General features: G+C 70.0%; 13 protein-coding genes. 3 read left to right on the plus strand and 10 right to left on the minus strand.

The genetic code is table 11. From position 1 onward, the window contains the following. Positions 1–12: 12 nt before the first annotated feature. From purH to ASE14_RS07040, 5 genes are all read right to left on the minus strand, one after another. Complete coding sequence (purH, locus tag ASE14_RS07020; protein ID WP_056652774.1) at positions 13–1,623, minus strand: bifunctional phosphoribosylaminoimidazolecarboxamide formyltransferase/IMP cyclohydrolase; 1,611 nt, start codon at positions 1,621–1,623, stop codon at positions 13–15. Beyond that, the gene (purN, locus tag ASE14_RS07025) at positions 1,620–2,213 is read right to left on the minus strand and encodes a phosphoribosylglycinamide formyltransferase (protein WP_056652777.1); all 594 of its coding nucleotides are present in this window, start codon (positions 2,211–2,213) and stop codon (positions 1,620–1,622) included. The genes purH and purN overlap by 4 nt, the downstream gene beginning before the upstream one ends. Positions 2,214–2,297: 84 nt before the next feature. Continuing rightward, the gene (locus ASE14_RS07030; RefSeq protein WP_056652780.1) at positions 2,298–3,668 is read right to left on the minus strand and encodes a DUF6350 family protein; all 1,371 of its coding nucleotides are present in this window, start codon (positions 3,666–3,668) and stop codon (positions 2,298–2,300) included. Between the two features lie 31 nt (positions 3,669–3,699). Continuing rightward, complete coding sequence (locus ASE14_RS07035; RefSeq protein ID WP_056652783.1) at positions 3,700–5,220, minus strand: hypothetical protein; 1,521 nt, start codon at positions 5,218–5,220, stop codon at positions 3,700–3,702. Positions 5,221–5,303: 83 nt separating this feature from the next. Continuing rightward, on the minus strand, positions 5,304–5,831 hold the full coding sequence (locus ASE14_RS07040) for a hypothetical protein (protein WP_056652786.1): 528 nt from the start codon (positions 5,829–5,831) through the stop codon (positions 5,304–5,306). Between the two features lie 415 nt (positions 5,832–6,246). Between ASE14_RS07040 and ASE14_RS07045 the strand changes: the two genes are divergently transcribed. Next, positions 6,247–8,241, plus strand: a complete 1,995-nt coding sequence (locus tag ASE14_RS07045; RefSeq protein ID WP_056652789.1) for a collagen binding domain-containing protein — start codon at positions 6,247–6,249, stop codon at positions 8,239–8,241. Positions 8,242–8,555: 314 nt separating this feature from the next. Continuing rightward, positions 8,556–9,929 (plus strand): prealbumin-like fold domain-containing protein, encoded by a 1,374-nt coding sequence (locus tag ASE14_RS07050; protein WP_056652792.1) that lies wholly within the window; start codon positions 8,556–8,558, stop codon positions 9,927–9,929. A 105-nt stretch (positions 9,930–10,034) separates the two neighbouring features. On the opposite strand, the gene sucD is transcribed toward ASE14_RS07050, so the two are convergent. Continuing rightward, positions 10,035–10,943, minus strand: a complete 909-nt coding sequence (gene sucD, locus ASE14_RS07055) for a succinate--CoA ligase subunit alpha (protein ID WP_056652794.1) — start codon at positions 10,941–10,943, stop codon at positions 10,035–10,037. Positions 10,944–10,958: 15 nt separating this feature from the next. Beyond that, positions 10,959–12,125, minus strand: a complete 1,167-nt coding sequence (gene sucC / locus ASE14_RS07060) for an ADP-forming succinate--CoA ligase subunit beta (RefSeq protein WP_056652797.1) — start codon at positions 12,123–12,125, stop codon at positions 10,959–10,961. Between the two features lie 260 nt (positions 12,126–12,385). Between sucC and ASE14_RS07065 the strand changes: the two genes are divergently transcribed. Beyond that, positions 12,386–13,108: a VIT family protein gene (locus ASE14_RS07065; protein ID WP_056652801.1), complete on the plus strand. Its 723-nt coding sequence runs from the start codon at positions 12,386–12,388 to the stop codon at positions 13,106–13,108. Positions 13,109–13,136: 28 nt separating this feature from the next. Here the strand turns inward: ASE14_RS07065 and ASE14_RS07070 are convergent, their stop codons facing one another. From ASE14_RS07070 to ASE14_RS07080, 3 genes are read right to left on the minus strand one after another with little or no spacing between them, the layout of a single operon-like run. After that, the gene (locus tag ASE14_RS07070) at positions 13,137–13,679 is read right to left on the minus strand and encodes an NUDIX domain-containing protein (RefSeq protein WP_056652804.1); all 543 of its coding nucleotides are present in this window, start codon (positions 13,677–13,679) and stop codon (positions 13,137–13,139) included. Further along, positions 13,676–14,791 carry an FUSC family protein gene (locus ASE14_RS07075; protein WP_082600290.1) on the minus strand — a complete coding sequence of 372 codons (1,116 nt, stop codon included), beginning with the start codon at positions 14,789–14,791 and terminating at the stop codon, positions 13,676–13,678. The genes ASE14_RS07070 and ASE14_RS07075 overlap by 4 nt, the downstream gene beginning before the upstream one ends. A gap of 2 nt (positions 14,792–14,793) precedes the next feature. Next, entirely contained in the window at positions 14,794–17,262 is a 2,469-nt protein-coding gene (locus ASE14_RS07080) for an ATP-dependent helicase (protein ID WP_056652807.1), read from the minus strand. Positions 17,263–17,267 lie beyond the last annotated feature (5 nt).

Consider the following 17,267-nt stretch of genomic DNA (forward strand, 5'->3'; position numbering starts at 1 on the left):
CAGCACAGCGGATCAGTGGAAGAAGTGGCGCTCGCCCGTGAAGTACATCGTGACGCCGGCCTCGCGGGCCGCCGCGATCACCTCTTCGTCGCGAACCGAGCCGCCGGGCTGCACGACCGCGCGGACGCCCCCGTCGAGGAGGATCTGCAGGCCGTCGGCGAACGGGAAGAACGCATCGGATGCCGCGACCGACCCGGCCGCCCGCTCCCCCGCGCGCTCGATGGCGAGCTTGCACGAGTCGACCCGGTTGACCTGGCCCATGCCGACGCCGACCGAGGCACCGCCCGAGGCGAGCAGGATCGCGTTCGACTTCACGGCGCGGCAGGCGGTCCACGCGAACTCGAGGTCGGCGAGGGTCGCCTCGTCGGCGGGCTCGCCGGCGGCGAGGGTCCACTCCGACGCGGGCGTGAAGTGCCGGTCGGCCTGCTGCAGCAGCATGCCGCCCGAGACCTGCCGCAGTTCGACGGCCGTGGGCGTGAAGCCCTCGGGGAGCGTCAGCAGGCGGATGTTCTTCTTCTGCGAGAGCAGCTCGAGCGCCTCGTCCTCGAAGGCCGGCGCGATGAGCACCTCGGTGAAGATGCCCGAGACCGTCTCGGCCATCTCGAGGGTGACGATGCGGTTGGCGGCGATCACGCCGCCGTAGGCCGAGACCGGGTCGCACTCGTGCGCGCGGCGGTGAGCGTCGGCGATGGGGTCGGATGCTCCGGCCGACGCGACGGCGATGCCGCACGGGTTCGCGTGCTTGATGATCGCGACGGCGGGCTCGTCGAAGTCGAACGCCGCACGCACGGCGGAGTCGGCGTCGACGTAGTTGTTGTACGACATCTCCTTGCCGTGCAGCTGCACGGCCTGCGCGATGCCGGGGCGCCCGCCCTGCGAGGCGTAGAGCGCGCCCTTCTGGTGCGAGTTCTCGCCGTAGCGGAGGTCGGCGTCCTTCGTCCACGTGCCGCCCACCCAGGCGGGGAAGGGCGACTCCTCCGCGGGCTGGTCGGGGGCGACGACGCTGCCGAGCCACGAGGCGACGGCGACGTCGTACGACGCCGTGTGACGGAACGCCTCGCGGGCGAGCACCGTGCGCTGTGCGAGCGTCGTGCCGCCGGCCGTGACGGCTGCGGCGATGTCGTCGTAGCGGTCGGGCGAGACGACCACGGCGACGTTCGCGTGGTTCTTGGCGGAGGCGCGCACCATGGCCGGGCCCCCGATGTCGATCTGCTCGATGACGGCGTCGGGCGCCGCGCCCGCGGCGACCGTCGCGGCGAAGGGGTAGAGGTTCACGACGACGAGCTCGTAGGGCTCGATGCCGAGGCCCGCGAGCTCGGCCTCGTGGCTCTCGAGGCGGAGGTCCGCGAGGAGGCCCGAGTGCACGGCGGGGTGGAGCGTGCGCACGCGGCCGTCGAGGTGCTCGGGGTAGCCGGTGACCTCGGCCACCTGCGTGACCGGCAGGCCGGCGTCGGCGATCGCCGTGCCGGTGCCGCCGGTCGAGACGATCTCGACGCCGGCGCCGACGAGGGCCGTCGCGAGCTCGACGAGGCCGCGCTTGTCGCTCACGGCGATGAGCGCACGGCGCACCGGCACGAGGTCGCGTTCGCGGTACAGGCTGGGGTCGATGGCGTGGCCGCTCATGATCGTGCGAGTTCCTTCAGGTCGAGGTGCTGGTTGGCGATGTCGAGCACGGCCTGGATCAGCAGGCGTCGTTCGACGGGCTTGATGCGATCGTGGAGGCTCGACTCGGTGTCGCCGGGCAGCACCGGAATGCGCTCCTGCGCGATGATCGGGCCGCCGTCGACGGAGTTGTCGACGACGATGAGGCTCGCACCGGTCTGCGTGACACCGGCGGCGAGCGCGTCGCGCACGCCGTGCGCGCCGGGGAACTCGGGCAGGTAGGCCGGGTGCGTGTTGATGAGGTTCGGCGAGAACGCGTCGACGACGGCGGGCGGCACCAGTCGCATGAGCCCGGAGAGCACGACCACGTCGGGCTCCCAGCGCCGCACTTCTGCGATGAGGGCGTCGCCCCAGCTGTCGCGGTCGGGATACGCCGTGAAGGGCACGGAGAAGGTCGGCACGCCGTACTCCTCGCCGAGCACGAGCCCTTCGGCGTCGCGGTCGGCCCCGATCGCGACGACCCGTGCGGGGAACTCCGCGTCGGCGGAGGCGTCGAGCAGGGCACGGAGGTTCGAACCAGTGCCCGAGATCAGGACGACGAGCTTCAGCACCCTTCGAGCCTACCGGCTGCGCAGATGCGCACCGTGCGGGCCGCCCCCCGCGCAGACGGCGTGGGCGGCAACCGCCCGGCCGGGCTACCGGCCGAGCACCTCGGTCGCGTTCGGGTTGAACGTGCGCGGCCCGTCGTCGTCATCGAAGCCGTCGTCGTACCGAGAGCGCCGAGCGGATGCCCCGGGCCCACTCCCCGATCGTTCGCGGACCCACGCCGAGTAGGCGCCGGCGATTGCGCCGATCCCGATCGTGGCGGCGGCGACACCGCCGACGGCCCACGGGTCGGGTCCGACCTCGGCGAGCCGACCCGGCCCGACCGCACCGCCCGACCACCAGGCGAGCAGCCCGAGCACGAGCCCGGCCGCGGCCGCGGAGCCGGCACCGGTCACGAGCGGGAACCACCACGAGGCGCGCACGTCGGCGCGCTGCATCCGCGGCGCCGGCCACGCCGTGGCCGGTGCGGCCGGCGAGGTCGTCCCCGACGACACGAGCCAGGCCCCGACGAAGCCGAACAGCACGGGCACGACGAGCCAGAGGGCGCCGAACGGCTGCGCCTCGTTCGGCATCGCACCGAGCAGGGGGATTCCGGGCACCGGGCCGAGCAGGGTGCCGGCGGGCGAGACCGCCGAACCGGCACCGATCGCGAACCCCGGGCCCAGCAACCAGGCCGCGCCCCACACGACGAGGTTCGGAATGAGGGAGAGCTCGACGACGGTCAGCGCGATGCCGCCGTCGACGCCGCTGCCGAGCGACTGGTAGAGCCCGGCGATCGTCGCGTAGTCCACGGTGATGAGCCCGGCGACGAGCACCGCGGCGACCGCGAGCACCCCGAATGCGGCGCCGGCACCGATGCGCACGACCGCACGCGTGGTCTCCACCAGCACCACGGGCAGCTCGGCGACCCGACGGCGCACGAAGCCGGCCGCGGCATCCGTCACCTGGTCGCCGCGCAACGATTCGATGACCGCGCCGATCACGACGCCGAGCGCCATCGTGAACGCCGGCAGCAGCGCGGACTGCCAGAGGGAGGACCGCGCACCGTCGACGCCCGCGGTCATCGCGAGCACGAGTCCGGCGATCGCGTAGACGGTGATGGCCGAGATGCTGCCGGTGAACGAATGCCCCTCCGCGGCCGAGCGACGGCCGATGCGACGGCCGAACGCCACGGAGATGAGGGCGAAGCCGAGTAGTGCGATCGTGATCGGGAACGGATCGCCGGCGCCGGGCAGGCCGGTGCGGGCCGCCGTCAGCGGGTCGAGCTGCAGCACGAGATCGACGCCGTGGCCGAGCAGCCACACGTCCGCCGCTGCCCGGAGGAAGAGCGCGGCATCGACCGCGAGACCGAAGTGCACCGCCCAGAGCAGCATGAGCGGCACGAGCGCGATGCCGAGGCCGATGAGGGCGGCGACGGATGCCTCGAGGCCGGCGAGCAGGGCGATCGTCGTGCGTCTCATTCCACCGGGAGCTTATCCCGGTCACCGCCGCTCAGTCGGCAGGACGTGCGGTGTCGGGCCGACTCGACGATTCGACGTCAACCTCGTCGACGACGGCCTCGACCTCCGCCGTCCCGTCGGCGCCGACGACGACGAGCACCGACTCGTCGACCTCGGTGACGACGTCGACCTCGGCTTCGGCTCCGCCGGCCGCCGCCGCGGCAGCGGCAGCCACCTCGGCCTCAGGCCGCCTGAGCAGTTCGACGATGAGCAGCGCCAGCAGCGCGAGGAGCAGCGTCGTGAAGACGAGACCGGCCGAGACGGGCCGCGAGAACAGCACGACGAGCGAGGCGATCACGGCGATCGCGATGTAGGCGATGACGCGCCAGCGATCGAGCCAGATTCCGAAGCGCCCCGTCGTGATGCCGTGGGCCGCGGCGGCGCCGCGCACCGCCCTGAACCCCGACTCGGCGAAGCCGCGCAGGGCACGGGCTGGGCGCCACGGCCCCGAGAACCAGGCGACGATCGCGACCAGGACCCCGAGCACGATGAGCGCGACGACCGTCGACATCATGATCTCGATGAGCCCGGAGTAGATCGCCTCGGCCGCGCCCGCCGGCATCACCGATGGGCTGACGGCGCCGACGAAGTACCAGCGGCCGATGCCGACACCGCTCGCGAGGATCACCATCGAGAGGGCGAAGCCGCCGGCCGTCCACACGAGCGCCCTGACCTTGTTGCGTGCCAGGACGACGCCGAGGACGAGGAAGGCCAGCATGATCCACGGCAGCCAGGTGCCGACGCCGATGGCGAGCGCGTAGATCGTGCGGATCAACCCGAATGCGTCGTCCTGCGCGATGACGATGCTCTTGTCGACTTCGGGGATCGCCTGGGCGAACCCGACCCCCTGGTCGATGAGCCGTTGCTTCACGGAGTCGACGATCGGCCCGAGTTGCACCGAGATCGTGCCGTCGCTGCCCACGGCGAGCGCGGCGTCGGGGTCGCCCTGCATGGCGGCCACGAACTGCGTGTGCGTGATGCGCAGGGTGTTCGCCCAGATGTCGGCGAACGCCGGCGACTCGACGAGGCGATCGACGACGTCGGAGACGAGCGACTGGATGCCCTGCGTCGCCGGCCCCTCGAGCAGCCCCAGCGCGGTGTCGGCCTTCGGCGGCAGGCCGAGCGAGCGGATGCCGTCGAAGACGTCGGCGGTCAGCGCCGGGATGTCGACCTGCTCCTCGATGGCGGCCGTCACCTCGTCGCCGATGTAGGCCTGCACCGCCGGCTGCTCGACGAGCGGGGCGAAGGTCGCCACGAAGCGCTCGGTGTCGGCGAGTTCGAGGCGCGCCCACGCGGAGATCACCGCGACGGGTGCGAGCAGGAGGCCCACGACGATGAGCACGACGGCCGTGAAGCTGCGCCCCCAGTGCCGCTTCGGTCGCGAGCCGGCGGATGCCGCGGCATCCGCACCGCCCGACGCCTCCGCCTGCTCGAGACCCGCGCGAAGCGCCGCGTTCTCGGATTCGAGTGCTGCGATTCGTGCCTCGAGTTCGTTGTCACCGGTCATGGCCATGAGACACCCCTGCCCATGACCATAGCGCTCGGTGCGCTCGCGCACATCCGACCGGCCCGGACGAAACCGTCGCGTCGCCCGGCTCAGTGCACGACGGCCTTCAGGACGATCAACGCGACACCGAACATGGCGGTGATGAGCGAGCCGAGGATCTGGACCGGCCACGGTGCACCTCGGCGGTGGAATGCGATGAACCCCAGCACCGCGAGCACGACGACGCCCGCCCAGAGCGCCGCCCAGATGGCGATGGGATCGGGGATCGCCCGGGTGGCACCGAGCAGCAGGATGAACAGGGGGATGGTCGCGGAGAGCAGGAGTCCGCGCGAACGGAGCAGGGCGATCCCGAACGACTCCTTCAGGCCGACGACCCGATCGTGATCGAGGCCGTGGTGGGCGACGGTGCCCGCGTAGACGTGCGCGGCCCAGAAGACCACGACGGTGACGGCGACGCTCCAGAACACGCGCCACGAGCTCTCGCCGTGACCACCGGATGCGACGATCATGCCCGACACGAGCAGTACCCCGTAGACCGACTCCTCGGTCACGAAGGTGGCCCGAACGATCCGGTGGGCCTGGCTCATCCCCTTCGCCGGTGACTTCTGCTCGCTCATGCTTCCACTCTGGCACGGGAGCCCGACCTCGTGGAACACGACGGGTCAGGTGCGCCAACGAGTCGGCCTCGACGCCTCCGGCCGCCCGTCCGTACCTCCCGTACTGGAGGGTGAGGAATCATCACGTTTGCTTCCAGGCGAATCTTCGCCGGGTGTAGCCTGCGCCTGACAAGCGTAGGACTCCTCTTCGGGTCTTGATGCTGCCGGCCGTCGATTACCCGCGGCGACCGGACCACGACAGGCACTTGCGCGCTTCGGCGCGCCGGCACACCGCCGCACATCACCACCCGCAGGGGAACCGATCGGCCATCCCCGACCGATCGGAATCTGCAACACCCCAACGGAGGCGACGATGTTTCGACGCGATACCACTCTGCCAAGCCCCATCCCCCCGGATCATCCCAGGCGTCGACGAATGCGCATCATCGCGGCTGCCGCCGCCGGAGCACTCGTCATCACCGGATTGACCGTCACGCCGGCTCAGGCGCACGCCGAAGTGAGCCTGCCCGGCAGCGACTTCGAGATCGAGGATCCGGTATCGCCAGGCGGCGCGAACCTCAAGGTCGACGACGCGGCTCCGTCGCTCGACTGGATGAACGTGGAACAGGAGAAGACCGCCGACGTCACCGACCCGAAGAACGACAACTCGTTCGGCCAGGGCGCGAAGGAGGACACGGAGGTACCCACGGTCGTCACGGGCGGCATCCCGCCGAACAAGAGCGACCTGAAGAACTTCGGCCTCTACCTCGAGACGAACCTCAGCGGACACCAGTACCTGAACCTGTACTGGCACCGGGTCCAGGATCCGACTGGCACGACGAACATGGACTTCGAGTTCAACCAGTCGGAGATCCTCTCGGCCAACGGGTTCACGCCCGTGCGGACGCACGGCGACATGCTGATCCAGTACGACCTCGCGAACGGCGGCACGCGCCCCGAGCTCTCGGTGTCGAGGTGGCTCACCTCGTTCGGCCCGACTCCGCTCAACGCGTGTCAAGCGGGCAGCCTGCCCTGCTGGTCGACGAAGGTCAACTTCAGCGCGCTCGGTCTCGCGACCGGATCGATCAACACGGGCGCCATCCCTGCCGGCGAATCCGACGGTCTCGGCGCGATCTCGGCGAGGACGTTCGGCGAGGCGACGGTCGACTTCACCGCGCTCGCGAGCACGCTCGACGAGTGCCAGACGTTCGGCAGCGCGTACCTGAAGAGCCGGTCCTCCGACTCGTTCACGGCCGCACTGAAGGACTTCATCGCTCCGATCGGCACCGGGTTCCCGACGTGTGGCAACGTCACGATCCGCAAGGTCACCGACCCGACGGGCTCGACCGAGGACTTCGAGTACACGAAGGACTTCACGAGCGACCCGGCTGACAGCACTTTCACGTTGAGCGACGGCGAGTCGCAGTCGTTCAGTGAGGTGCCGATCGACACCGAGGGCCATGTGACCGAGTCGACCCTGCCACCCGGCTGGGATCTCGATCATGTCGACTGCGAAGCGAGTACTGACGGAGCGAATGTCACGATCGACGGCGCAGAGATCACCTTCAACCTCGACACCGCTGCTGACACGGTCGATTGCACGTACTACAACCGTGCACGCGGCACGATCACCGTCGAGAAGATCACCGATAGCGGGCAGGGCGAGTTCGAGTTCACCTCGAGCACGTTGACCCCGTCGCCGTTCACACTGGAGACGACCGGCGCCGGCGCCGCGGGCATGGACTCGGAGGCGTTCGAAAACCTCCCGCCCGGCAACTACGACGTCGCCGAGACCGCTCCGGACAACTGGCATCAGGTCAGTGCGACCTGCACCGGTGACGATGACGGGACCGACCCCGCGTCGATCGTGCTGGACGCAGGCGAGAACGTGGTCTGCACCTTCCACAACGACCGCGACCTCGGAGCGATCAAGATCGTGAAGACCCGCAAGCACGTGGCATCCAACCTGCCCAACGGGCCGACGGACCACCCGCACGCGGGAGTCACGTTCACCGTCACCGGCGGTGAGCTGCCGCCGGGTGGCGTGCCGGCCGTAACCGGTGCCGACGGCACCGTCTGCGTTCCCGGGCTGCTCGTGAGCGCGTTCGCCGACGACTACACCGTCACCGAATCGGTGCCGGCGGGGTACCACCTGGTCGGCCCCAACGGCCGGACGGCGACGGTCGTCGAGAGCGAGGGCGATTGCGATCCGATCACTCCCGCCGCGACGGTGTCGTTCCAGAACATGCCGCTGACGAACCTCACGGTCTCGGTCGACTCGCAGGTCGACGGAGGCACCAAGTCGACGATCGACTGCGTCCCCGGCCTGCCGGAACCGGACCAGACGACCGGTCCGAACGGAGACGGTTCCCTGACCCTCAACAACCTGGAACCGCAGGTGGTGACGTGCACGATCGTCATCGACCCCTGATCGGAAGGCGACTGAACACATGAAGAAGGGCCCCGCCGGCATTGCCGGCGGGGCCCTTCTCGCGGATTCACCCCCGCGTTATTTCATGACGAATCCTCATGAATGGGTTCCTGTGGAACGAGCGCGGGTGTAGCGTTCAGACAGCGTGAGACTCCTCTCGAGCCCGATGGGGCCGCGCCGGCGAGTACCCCCGACCGCACGGCCGCACGAACACGACGATCGCGCCCTACAGCTCCGCCTTTTCGCCACCTCGCCCGCAGAGGACCGTCCGATTCACCCGAACCGGACGAACCCCGCAACACAGGAGGCGGATCATGCCCCTCACGAACATTCCCACATCCGAGACACCGACACGGTCGCATCGACGGTGGAAGCACGTCGCCGCGGCAGCCGGAATCGGCGCACTCACCCTCACCGCCCTCGTGGCAGGACCGGCGCTCGCGGGCCACGGCGATGTCAGCCTGGCCGGCAGCAACTTCGAGATCGACACCGACGCGAACCTCAGGGTGGATCACCCCGCCCCGCCGTCGCTCGACTGGGCGAACGTCGACCAGATCGACCAGCCCGAAGAGTTCCAGGGCGCCCAGGACGACTCGTTCGGCCAGGGGTCGAAGGAGGACACCGCCGTTCCGACGGTCATCGACGGCAGCATCCCGCCCAACAAGAGCGACCTGCTGCAATTCGGACTGTACCTCGAGAAAGCGGCGGCCGGTGACTTCCTGCACCTCTACTGGCAGCGCGTCCAGGACCCGACGGGCACGACGAACATGGACTTCGAGTTCAACAAGTCCGAGACGTTGTCCACCAACGGCGTCACGCCCGTGCGCACCGCAGGCGACCTCCTGATCCAGTACGACCTCGCCAACGGCGGGACGGAGCCCGAGCTGTTCCTCTCGCGGTGGGTCGACACAGGTCCCAAGTCGCTGTGCGAAGCCGCGAACAGCACTCCCTGTTGGGGCGTCCGCGACAACCTGACCGATGCCGGCGATGCGACCGGGTCGATCAACACGAGCGATATCCCGGCGGCCGAGTCCGACGGGCTGGGTGCCATGGATCCGCGAACCTTCGGTGAGGCCACCGTGGACTTCGACGTGCTCGGCGGAGAAGGCTGCGTGGCGTTCGGAAGCGCGTACCTGAAGAGCCGGTCATCCGACTCGTTCACCGCGGCGATGAAGGACTTCATCGCTCCGGTCGAGACCGGGCTGAACAACTGCGGTGCCCTCGCGATCGAGAAGACGAAGAAGCATGCAGCGGACGGCCCTGGTGACCACCCGCACGCGGGTGTCGTCTTCACGATCACCGGTGGCGACCTTCCCGCAGGCACGACCCGCACGACCGACGCGAACGGCGAGGCCTGCGTGGCCGGCATCGAGGCGGGCAGCTACACCGTGACCGAAGCGGTCCCGGCGGGCTACGCGGTGACCTCCGCCAACCCGCAGAACGGAACCGTGGTCGAGAACACGACCTGTGAAGACGCGACGCCTGTCGTGTTCAGCAACATGCCGTTGACGAACATCACGGTGAGCGTCGACTCGCAGGTCGACGGCGGCACCGCGTCGACGATCGACTGCGACGCCGCTGCGGACCCGCCGTTCGAGGCGACCACGAATGCGGTCGGCGACGGATCGCTCACCAAGAGCGACCTGCAGCCCGACACGTACGTGTGCACGATCGTCATCGATCCGTGATTCAGCGGAACGGCCTGTGATCGGCCGGAGCCATCCGTTCGATCGCAACTGACACGAAGGCCCCGCCGGCATCGCCGGCGGGGCCTTCCCGATGGTGCGGAGTGCTTATGCGCCGAGCGCCGCGTAGACCTCGCGGAGCAGCTGCGCGGTCTCGGACGGCGTCTTGCCGACCTTGACGCCGGCGGCCTCGAGGGCCTCCTTCTTCGCCTGCGCGGTGCCCGCCGAGCCCGAGACGATGGCACCGGCGTGGCCCATGGTCTTGCCCTCGGGAGCCGTGAAGCCCGCGACGTAGCCGACGACCGGCTTCGTGACGTTGGCCTTGATGAAGTCGGCCGCGCGCTCTTCGGCGTCGCCGCCGATCTCGCCGATCATCACGATCGCCTTCGTCTCGGGGTCGGCCTCGAACGCGGCGAGCGCGTCGATGTGCGTCGTGCCGATGATGGGGTCGCCGCCGATGCCGATCGCGGTCGAGAAGCCGAGGTCGCGCAGCTCGTACATCATCTGGTACGTGAGCGTGCCCGACTTCGACACGAGGCCGATCGGTCCCTTGCCGGTGATGTTCGCCGGGGTGATGCCGACGAGGGCCTCACCGGGGCTGATGATGCCGGGGCAGTTCGGGCCGATGATGCGGGTCGCGTCGCCCTTCTCCTTGGCGTAGGCCCAGAACTCCGCGGAGTCCTGCACGGGCACGCCCTCGGTGATGATGACGAGGAGCGGGATCGAGGCGTCGATGGCCTCGACCACGGCGTCCTTCGTGAACGCCGGCGGAACGAATGCGATGGAGACATCCGCGCCCGTCTCGGCCATCGCCTCGGCGACCGAGGCGTACACCGGCAGCTCGACCGGGTTGCCCGCTGCGTCGTTGTGCAGCACCGTGGTGCCGGCCTTGCGTGCGTTCACGCCGCCGACCACCTGGGTGCCCGCCGCGAGCATGCGCGCGGTGTGCTTGGAGCCCTCGCCACCGGTGATGCCCTGGACGATGACCTTGGAGTCCTTGTTGAGGAAGATCGTCATGTCTGAATCCCTTACTTACGCGGCGTTCGCCAGCTCGGCGGCCTTGTCGGCGCCCTGGTCCATGTTCTCGGCGAGGGTCACGAGCGGGTGCGCGGCCTCCTCGAGGATGCGACGGCCCTCGACGACGTTGTTGCCGTCGAGACGCACGACGAGGGGCTTGTTCGCGGCCGAGCCGAGCTCGGCGAGCGCGCCCACGATGCCCTTGGCGACCTGGTCGCACGCCGTGATGCCGCCGAAGACGTTCACGAAGACGCTCTTGACCTGCGGGTCGCCGAGGATGATGCCGAGGCCGTTGGCCATGACCTCAGCCGAGGCGCCGCCGCCGATGTCGAGGAAGTTGGCGGGCTTGACGCCGCCGTGGTTCTCGCCGGCGTAGGCGACGACGTCGAGCGTCGACATGACGAGGCCCGCGCCGTTGCCGATGATGCCGACCTCGCCGTCGAGCTTGACGTAGTTGAGGTCGAGCTCCTTCGCGGCGGCCTCGAGCGGGTCGGCTGCGGCCTTGTCCTCGAGGAGGGCGTGGTTCGCGTGACGGAACTCGGCGTTCTCGTCGAGCGAGACCTTGCCGTCGAGGGCGACGACGTTGCCGTCTTCGTCGAGGATGAGCGGGTTGACCTCGACGAGCGTCGCATCTTCGCCCTTGTAGACCTCGTAGAGCTTCACGAAGACGTCGGCGACCTTGTCGACGAGCTCGGCGGGGAAGTTCGCGGCGACCGCGATCTCACGCGCCTTCGCCGCGTCGATGCCGGCGATGGGGTCGACCTCGATGCGTGCGAGCGCCTCGGGCTTCTCGACGGCGAGCACCTCGATCTCCATGCCGCCCTCGACGCTCGTGAGCGAGAGGTAGGAGCGGTTGGCCCGGTCGAGCAGCACCGAGAAGTAGAACTCCTGCGCGATGCGGGCGCCGCCGGCGACCATGACGCGCTTGACGACGTGGCCCTTGATGTCGAGTCCGAGGATCGCCTTCGCGGCCTCGTAGGCCTCGTCGGGGTTCTTCGCGACCTTGACGCCGCCGGCCTTGCCGCGGCCGCCCGTCTTCACCTGGGCCTTGACGACCACGACGCCGCCGAGCTTCTCGGCGGCCGCGCGCACCTCATCGGCGGTGTCGGCGACGATGCCCGGGAGCACGGGAACCCCGTACTGCTCGAACAGGTCTCTGGCCTGGTACTCGTAAAGATCCACGCTCTACTTCCAATCGATCCGCACGCGCGAGAGCGCACAGGGGCTGGTGGGTGTCGGCCCGACCCGCCGAAGAATCTCGACGTCAAGATAAGTAGGGCCAAGTTCCATGCTACTCCCCCCGTTCCGCGCGACCGAACCGGCCGAGTGGCGACGGATGCCTCTCCGGCACCGCCTCTCCGGACACCGCCTCGACGCGCGCTCGGGTGAGGTGAGGCTCAGCACGCTGGCGGCCGTCTCCGGCCGAGTGCGAGACTGGCGCGATGACGCACACGGACGAACCGATCCACCGGGCCGATCCGCACGACGGCTCGGTGCACGCGAAACTCAACTGGCTCCGGGCCGGCGTGCTCGGCGCGAACGACGGCATCGTCTCGGTCGCCGCGCTCGTCGTCGGTGTCGCGGCGGCCGCGGCGAACGACCTCGGCGCGATCCTCGTCGCCGGCGTGGCATCCGTGATCGCCGGTGCGATCTCGATGGGGCTCGGCGAGTACGTGTCGGTGTCGAGCCAGCGGGACACCGAGCATGCGCTCATAGCGAAGGAGCGATGGGAGCTCGAGACGATGCCCCAGCAGGAACTCGCCGAGCTCGCGGGGCTCTATCGCTCGAAGGGGCTCTCCGCCGAGACAGCCGAGACCGTCGCCCGCGAACTCACAGCCCACGACGCGCTCGCCGCGCACCTCGAGGTGGAGCTGCACATCGATCAGGACGACGTCGCGAACCCCTGGCATGCTGCAGGGGCATCCGCCCTGTCGTTCGTCGTCGGCGCGGTGCTGCCGATGCTCGCGATCCTCCTGCCGCCGCCCGAATGGCGGATCCCGACGACGTTCGTCGCCGTGATCGTCGCGCTCGCGATCACCGGCTGGCTGAGCGCGTGGATCGGGGGCAGCCCGAAGCTGCGCGCCGTGCTGCGCGTCACGATCGGCGGGGCGCTCGCGCTCGCTGCGACGTGGGCGGTCGGTGCGCTCCTCGGCGTGGCCGTGTGATCGAACGGCGCTGACCGAACGGCGCTGATCAGCCGACGCGACCGAGCGCTGCTGCGGCGTAGAAGAGGGCGGCGATCGTCTCGCCGTCGGTGATCTCGCCGGCCGACACCATGCGGACCGCCTCGGCGAACGGCACCGCCTGCACGGCGCTGATGCCCTCTTCAGCCTGCGAATCGGCGACGGATGCCACGCGCCGCGCGCCGGTCGCGAGGTACACGGTCTCCGCGGCGCGGCAGATGCCGTTGAGTGCGGTCATCCGCCCGATCTCGCGCCACTCGGCCGCCTCGTGGCCGGTCTCCTCGAGCAGCTCCCGACGTGCCGCGACGAGCGGCTCCTCGCCGTCGGTGCCGCCCGCGGGAACCTCGATCGACGAGCCGACGGTGTGCCGGTCGACCGTCACGAGGAGCACCTCGTCGTCGTCGGTCATCGCGACGACGAACACGGCATCGTTGCGGATCTCGACGACCCCGTAGATGCCGTCGGTGCCATCGGGCCGGACGACGACGTCTTCGGTGACGGTGATCCACCGGTTCTCGTACACGGTGCGCCGTTCGCGCGTCGGCCAGGTCATGGGTGCTCCCTCGGTCGGATGCTCGGCGTGGCGGCGGTCGGCGGCGGCATCGGCACGTGTTCGACGAAGCGCCGCGCGAGGAGCACCGCCGCGACCCCGAGCACGGCGCCGACGACGGTCTCGACCAGTCGGTCGCCGAGCAGCACCGGCAGCGGCGTCGGCGTCGCGAGGTGCGCGACCGTGAGGGCGAGCGGCGTGACGAAGACGAGGGCGGCGCCATAGTGGCGGCCGACGAGGATCTCGGCGGCGAACTGGCAGACCGCGATCACCGCGACGAGCACCCAGATCGGCGGCTCGGGCAACAGCACGAGCGCGGTCACGCCGACGCCGACGGCCGTACCGATGACACGGTGCCACGCGCGCTGCACGGTGTGGGCGGCCCGTGCCGGCGGGATCACGGCGACCGCGCTGACCACGGCCCAGTACGGGTGGCCGATGCCGAGCGCGATGGCGACTCCCCCGGCGGCGAGCGCCGCGAGCACGTTCTGCACCACGTTCAGCCAGACCCTGGGGTCGGCGTACGCGCGCGCCCGAACGGGTGCGCGTCGCGGCAGGGTCTTGAAGATCGCGTCCTCGCGGGTGCGCACGGCGCGGCGGAGGAGCCAGCCCGACATGGCGAGCAGCCACGCGAACACGGCGGCCGCCGCCGCGACGCCCCAGCGGAGCCAACCGCTGCCGTCGTCGACGGGCTGGGCCGCGCACACGAGCACGGCGAAGACCGCGAAGAGCGGACCCGACGGCGTCACGCCGAGCGTGTTGTAGACGAGGATCACGACCGCGATCACGACGGCCAGCACGCCGGCCTCGACGATCAGCGGGGCCTGCGCGGCGGAGAGCAGGATGCCGACGCCGATCGAGCCCAGCTGCACGGCGCCGGCCGCGGTGACCGTGCGCAGCCGCGTGCGGTACGGCTCGCTCCGGCCGAAGATCGCCGTCATGCCGCCGAACGCCGCGTACGCCGCGAGATCGACCCTGCCGAGCGCGACGAGCACCGTGAGCGGCACGACGGCGGCGAGCGCCGCTCGCAGCGCGACCTCGAGGTCGAGCGCCCGCAGGGAGCGGAGTCGCGCGACGAGCCCTTCCGGTCGCTGGTCGCCCCGCGGGTCGGCCATCGTTAGAGCTTCTCGATGGGCGCGATCTTGATGAGGAGCTTCTTCTGGCCCGCGGTGTCGAAGCTCACGTGGGCGATGCGCTTGGTGCCCTCGCCCGTGACCTGGGTGACCTTGCCCTCGCCGAAGTCGGTGTGGCGGATGCGGTCGCCGGCCGCGAGCGTGAGGTCGCCGTTGTCGCGCACCGTGCCGGTGACGCGGTTGGCCCACTCGGTCTTCGGCTTGTCGGAGCGGGTGACGCTGAACCGCTCGAGGTCGCGATCGCGCGTGCCCCAGGCGCCGCCTGGCGCACCGCGGCGGGCGTTCAGGGCGCGCGGCTGCGTGCCGCCCCGGGAGGTCGCCATGCCGGGCGACTGGCGCCAGTCGATGAGCCCCTCGGGGATCTCCTGCAGGTAGCGCGACGGCATCGCCACGGCGACCTCGCCGAACTGCGCCCGACTCATCGCGAGCGAGAGGTAGAGGCGCTTGCGGGCACGGGTGATGCCGACGTAGAAGAGCCGGCGCTCCTCGGCCGGGCCGCCCGGCTCGGAAGCCGACATCTGGTGCGGCAGGAGCCCCTCTTCGATGCCGGTCAGGAAGACGGCGTGGTACTCGAGCCCCTTGGCCGTGTGCAGCGTCATGAGCGAGACGGTGCCCGATGCGTCGTCGAGCTCGTCGGCCGCCGCCACGAGCGAGACCTGGGTGAGGAAGTCGACGAGAGTGGCGCCCGGGTTCTCGCGATCGAAGTCGCGGGTCTGGGCGACGAGTTCTTCGACGTTCTCGGCGCGGGTCTCGTCTTGCGGGTCGCGGCTGTTTCGCAGCGCGTCGAGCAGGCCCGACCGCTCGACGAGGAAGACGAGCACGTCGGAGACCTTCGCGGCTCCGACATTGGTGCCCGCCTCGATGCCCTCGGCCGACGGCACGAGCATGGCCGCGGCCTCGTCGAGCACGTTCGCGAGCGCGGAGATCGCGCCCGTCACCTTCGGCCCGAGCCCGAGCCCGTCGGCCGCGCGCATCGCCTGGCGGAAGGTGAGTTCGTTCTGCTCGGCGAAGGAGGCGAGCGCCGTCTCGGTGGCCGGACCGATGCCGCGCTTCGGCGTGTTCAGGATACGGCGCAGCGCCAACTCGTCGACGGGGTTCGCGACGGCGATGAGGTAGGCCATCGCGTCCTTGATCTCGGCGCGCTCGTAGAACTTCGTGCCGCCGACGACCCGGTAGGGCAGCGCGGAGCGCACGAAGATCTCCTCCAGCGCGCGGGTCTGCGCGTTGGTGCGGTAGAAGACGGCGATGTCGCGATAGGCCACGCCCTCGCGATGCAGCGACTCGATCTCGTCGGCGATGAACTGCGCCTCGTCGTGCGCCGTGTATCCCGTGTAGCCCGTGATCTTGTCGCCGTCGCCGTCGGCCGTCCAGAGCTTCTTCTCTTTGCGGTCGAAGTTGTTCGAGATGACGGCATTGGCCGCGGACAGGATGTTCTGCGTCGAGCGGTAGTTCTGCTCGAGGAGCACGACCTTCGCGCCGGGGAAGTCGCGCTCGAACTCCGAGATGTTGCGGATGTCGGCCCCGCGGAACGCGTAGATCGACTGGTCGGAGTCGCCGACGACCGTGAGGCTCGCGCCCGGGATCGACCCGGAGCCATCGGTCAGCCCGCGCACCAGGATGCCGTGCTCGTCGAGTTCGGCGACGATCTCGCGCGGCACCGACCGGGTCAGCTCGTGGATGAGCGAGTACTGGGCGTGGTTCGTGTCTTGATACTCGTCGACGAGGATGTGCCGGAAGCGACGCTGGTAGAGCGCGGCGACCTTCGGGAAGGCGCGGAAGAGGTAGACGGTCTCGGCGATGAGGTCGTCGAAGTCGAGCGCGCTCGCCGCGCGCAGCCGCCGCGTGTACTGCCGGAAGATCTCGAGGAACATGACCTCTTGCGGGTCGTTCGTGTTCGCGTTGCGCGCGTGGGTCTCGACGTCGGTGAGTTCGTTCTTGAGCTTCGAGATCTTGGCCTGCGCGCTCGCGGGCGTGAAGCCCATGGTGTCGGCGGCGAGCTCCTTGATGATGCGCTTGAGGATCGTGCGCTGGTCGGCCGAGTCGTAGATCGTGAACGTCGACGACATGCCGATCGACTCGGCCTCGCGGCGGAGGATGCGCACGCACGCCGAGTGGAACGTCGAGATCCACATGCCGGAGGCGCTCTCGCCGAGCAGCGCCTGGACGCGCTCGCGCATCTCGGCGGCCGCCTTGTTGGTGAACGTGATCGCGAGGATCTGGCTCGGCCACGCCTCACGGCTCTCGATGAGGCTCGCGATGCGGTGCGTCAGCACGCGCGTCTTGCCGGAGCCGGCGCCCGCGACGATGAGCAGCGCAGGGCCGCGGTACTCGACCGCCTCGCGCTGCTCGGGGTTCAGGCCGTCGGTCAGTCGGGAGCCGGTGGTGGCCGCATCGGAGGCGGGCGGCGCCTCGCGCCAGCCGGCCGGGTCGTCGGGGTCGAGGATCAGCGTCATGTCCC

Source organism: Agromyces sp. Root81 (assembly GCF_001429165.1).
In the GTDB taxonomy this organism is placed as follows: Bacteria; Actinomycetota; Actinomycetes; order Actinomycetales; family Microbacteriaceae; genus Agromyces.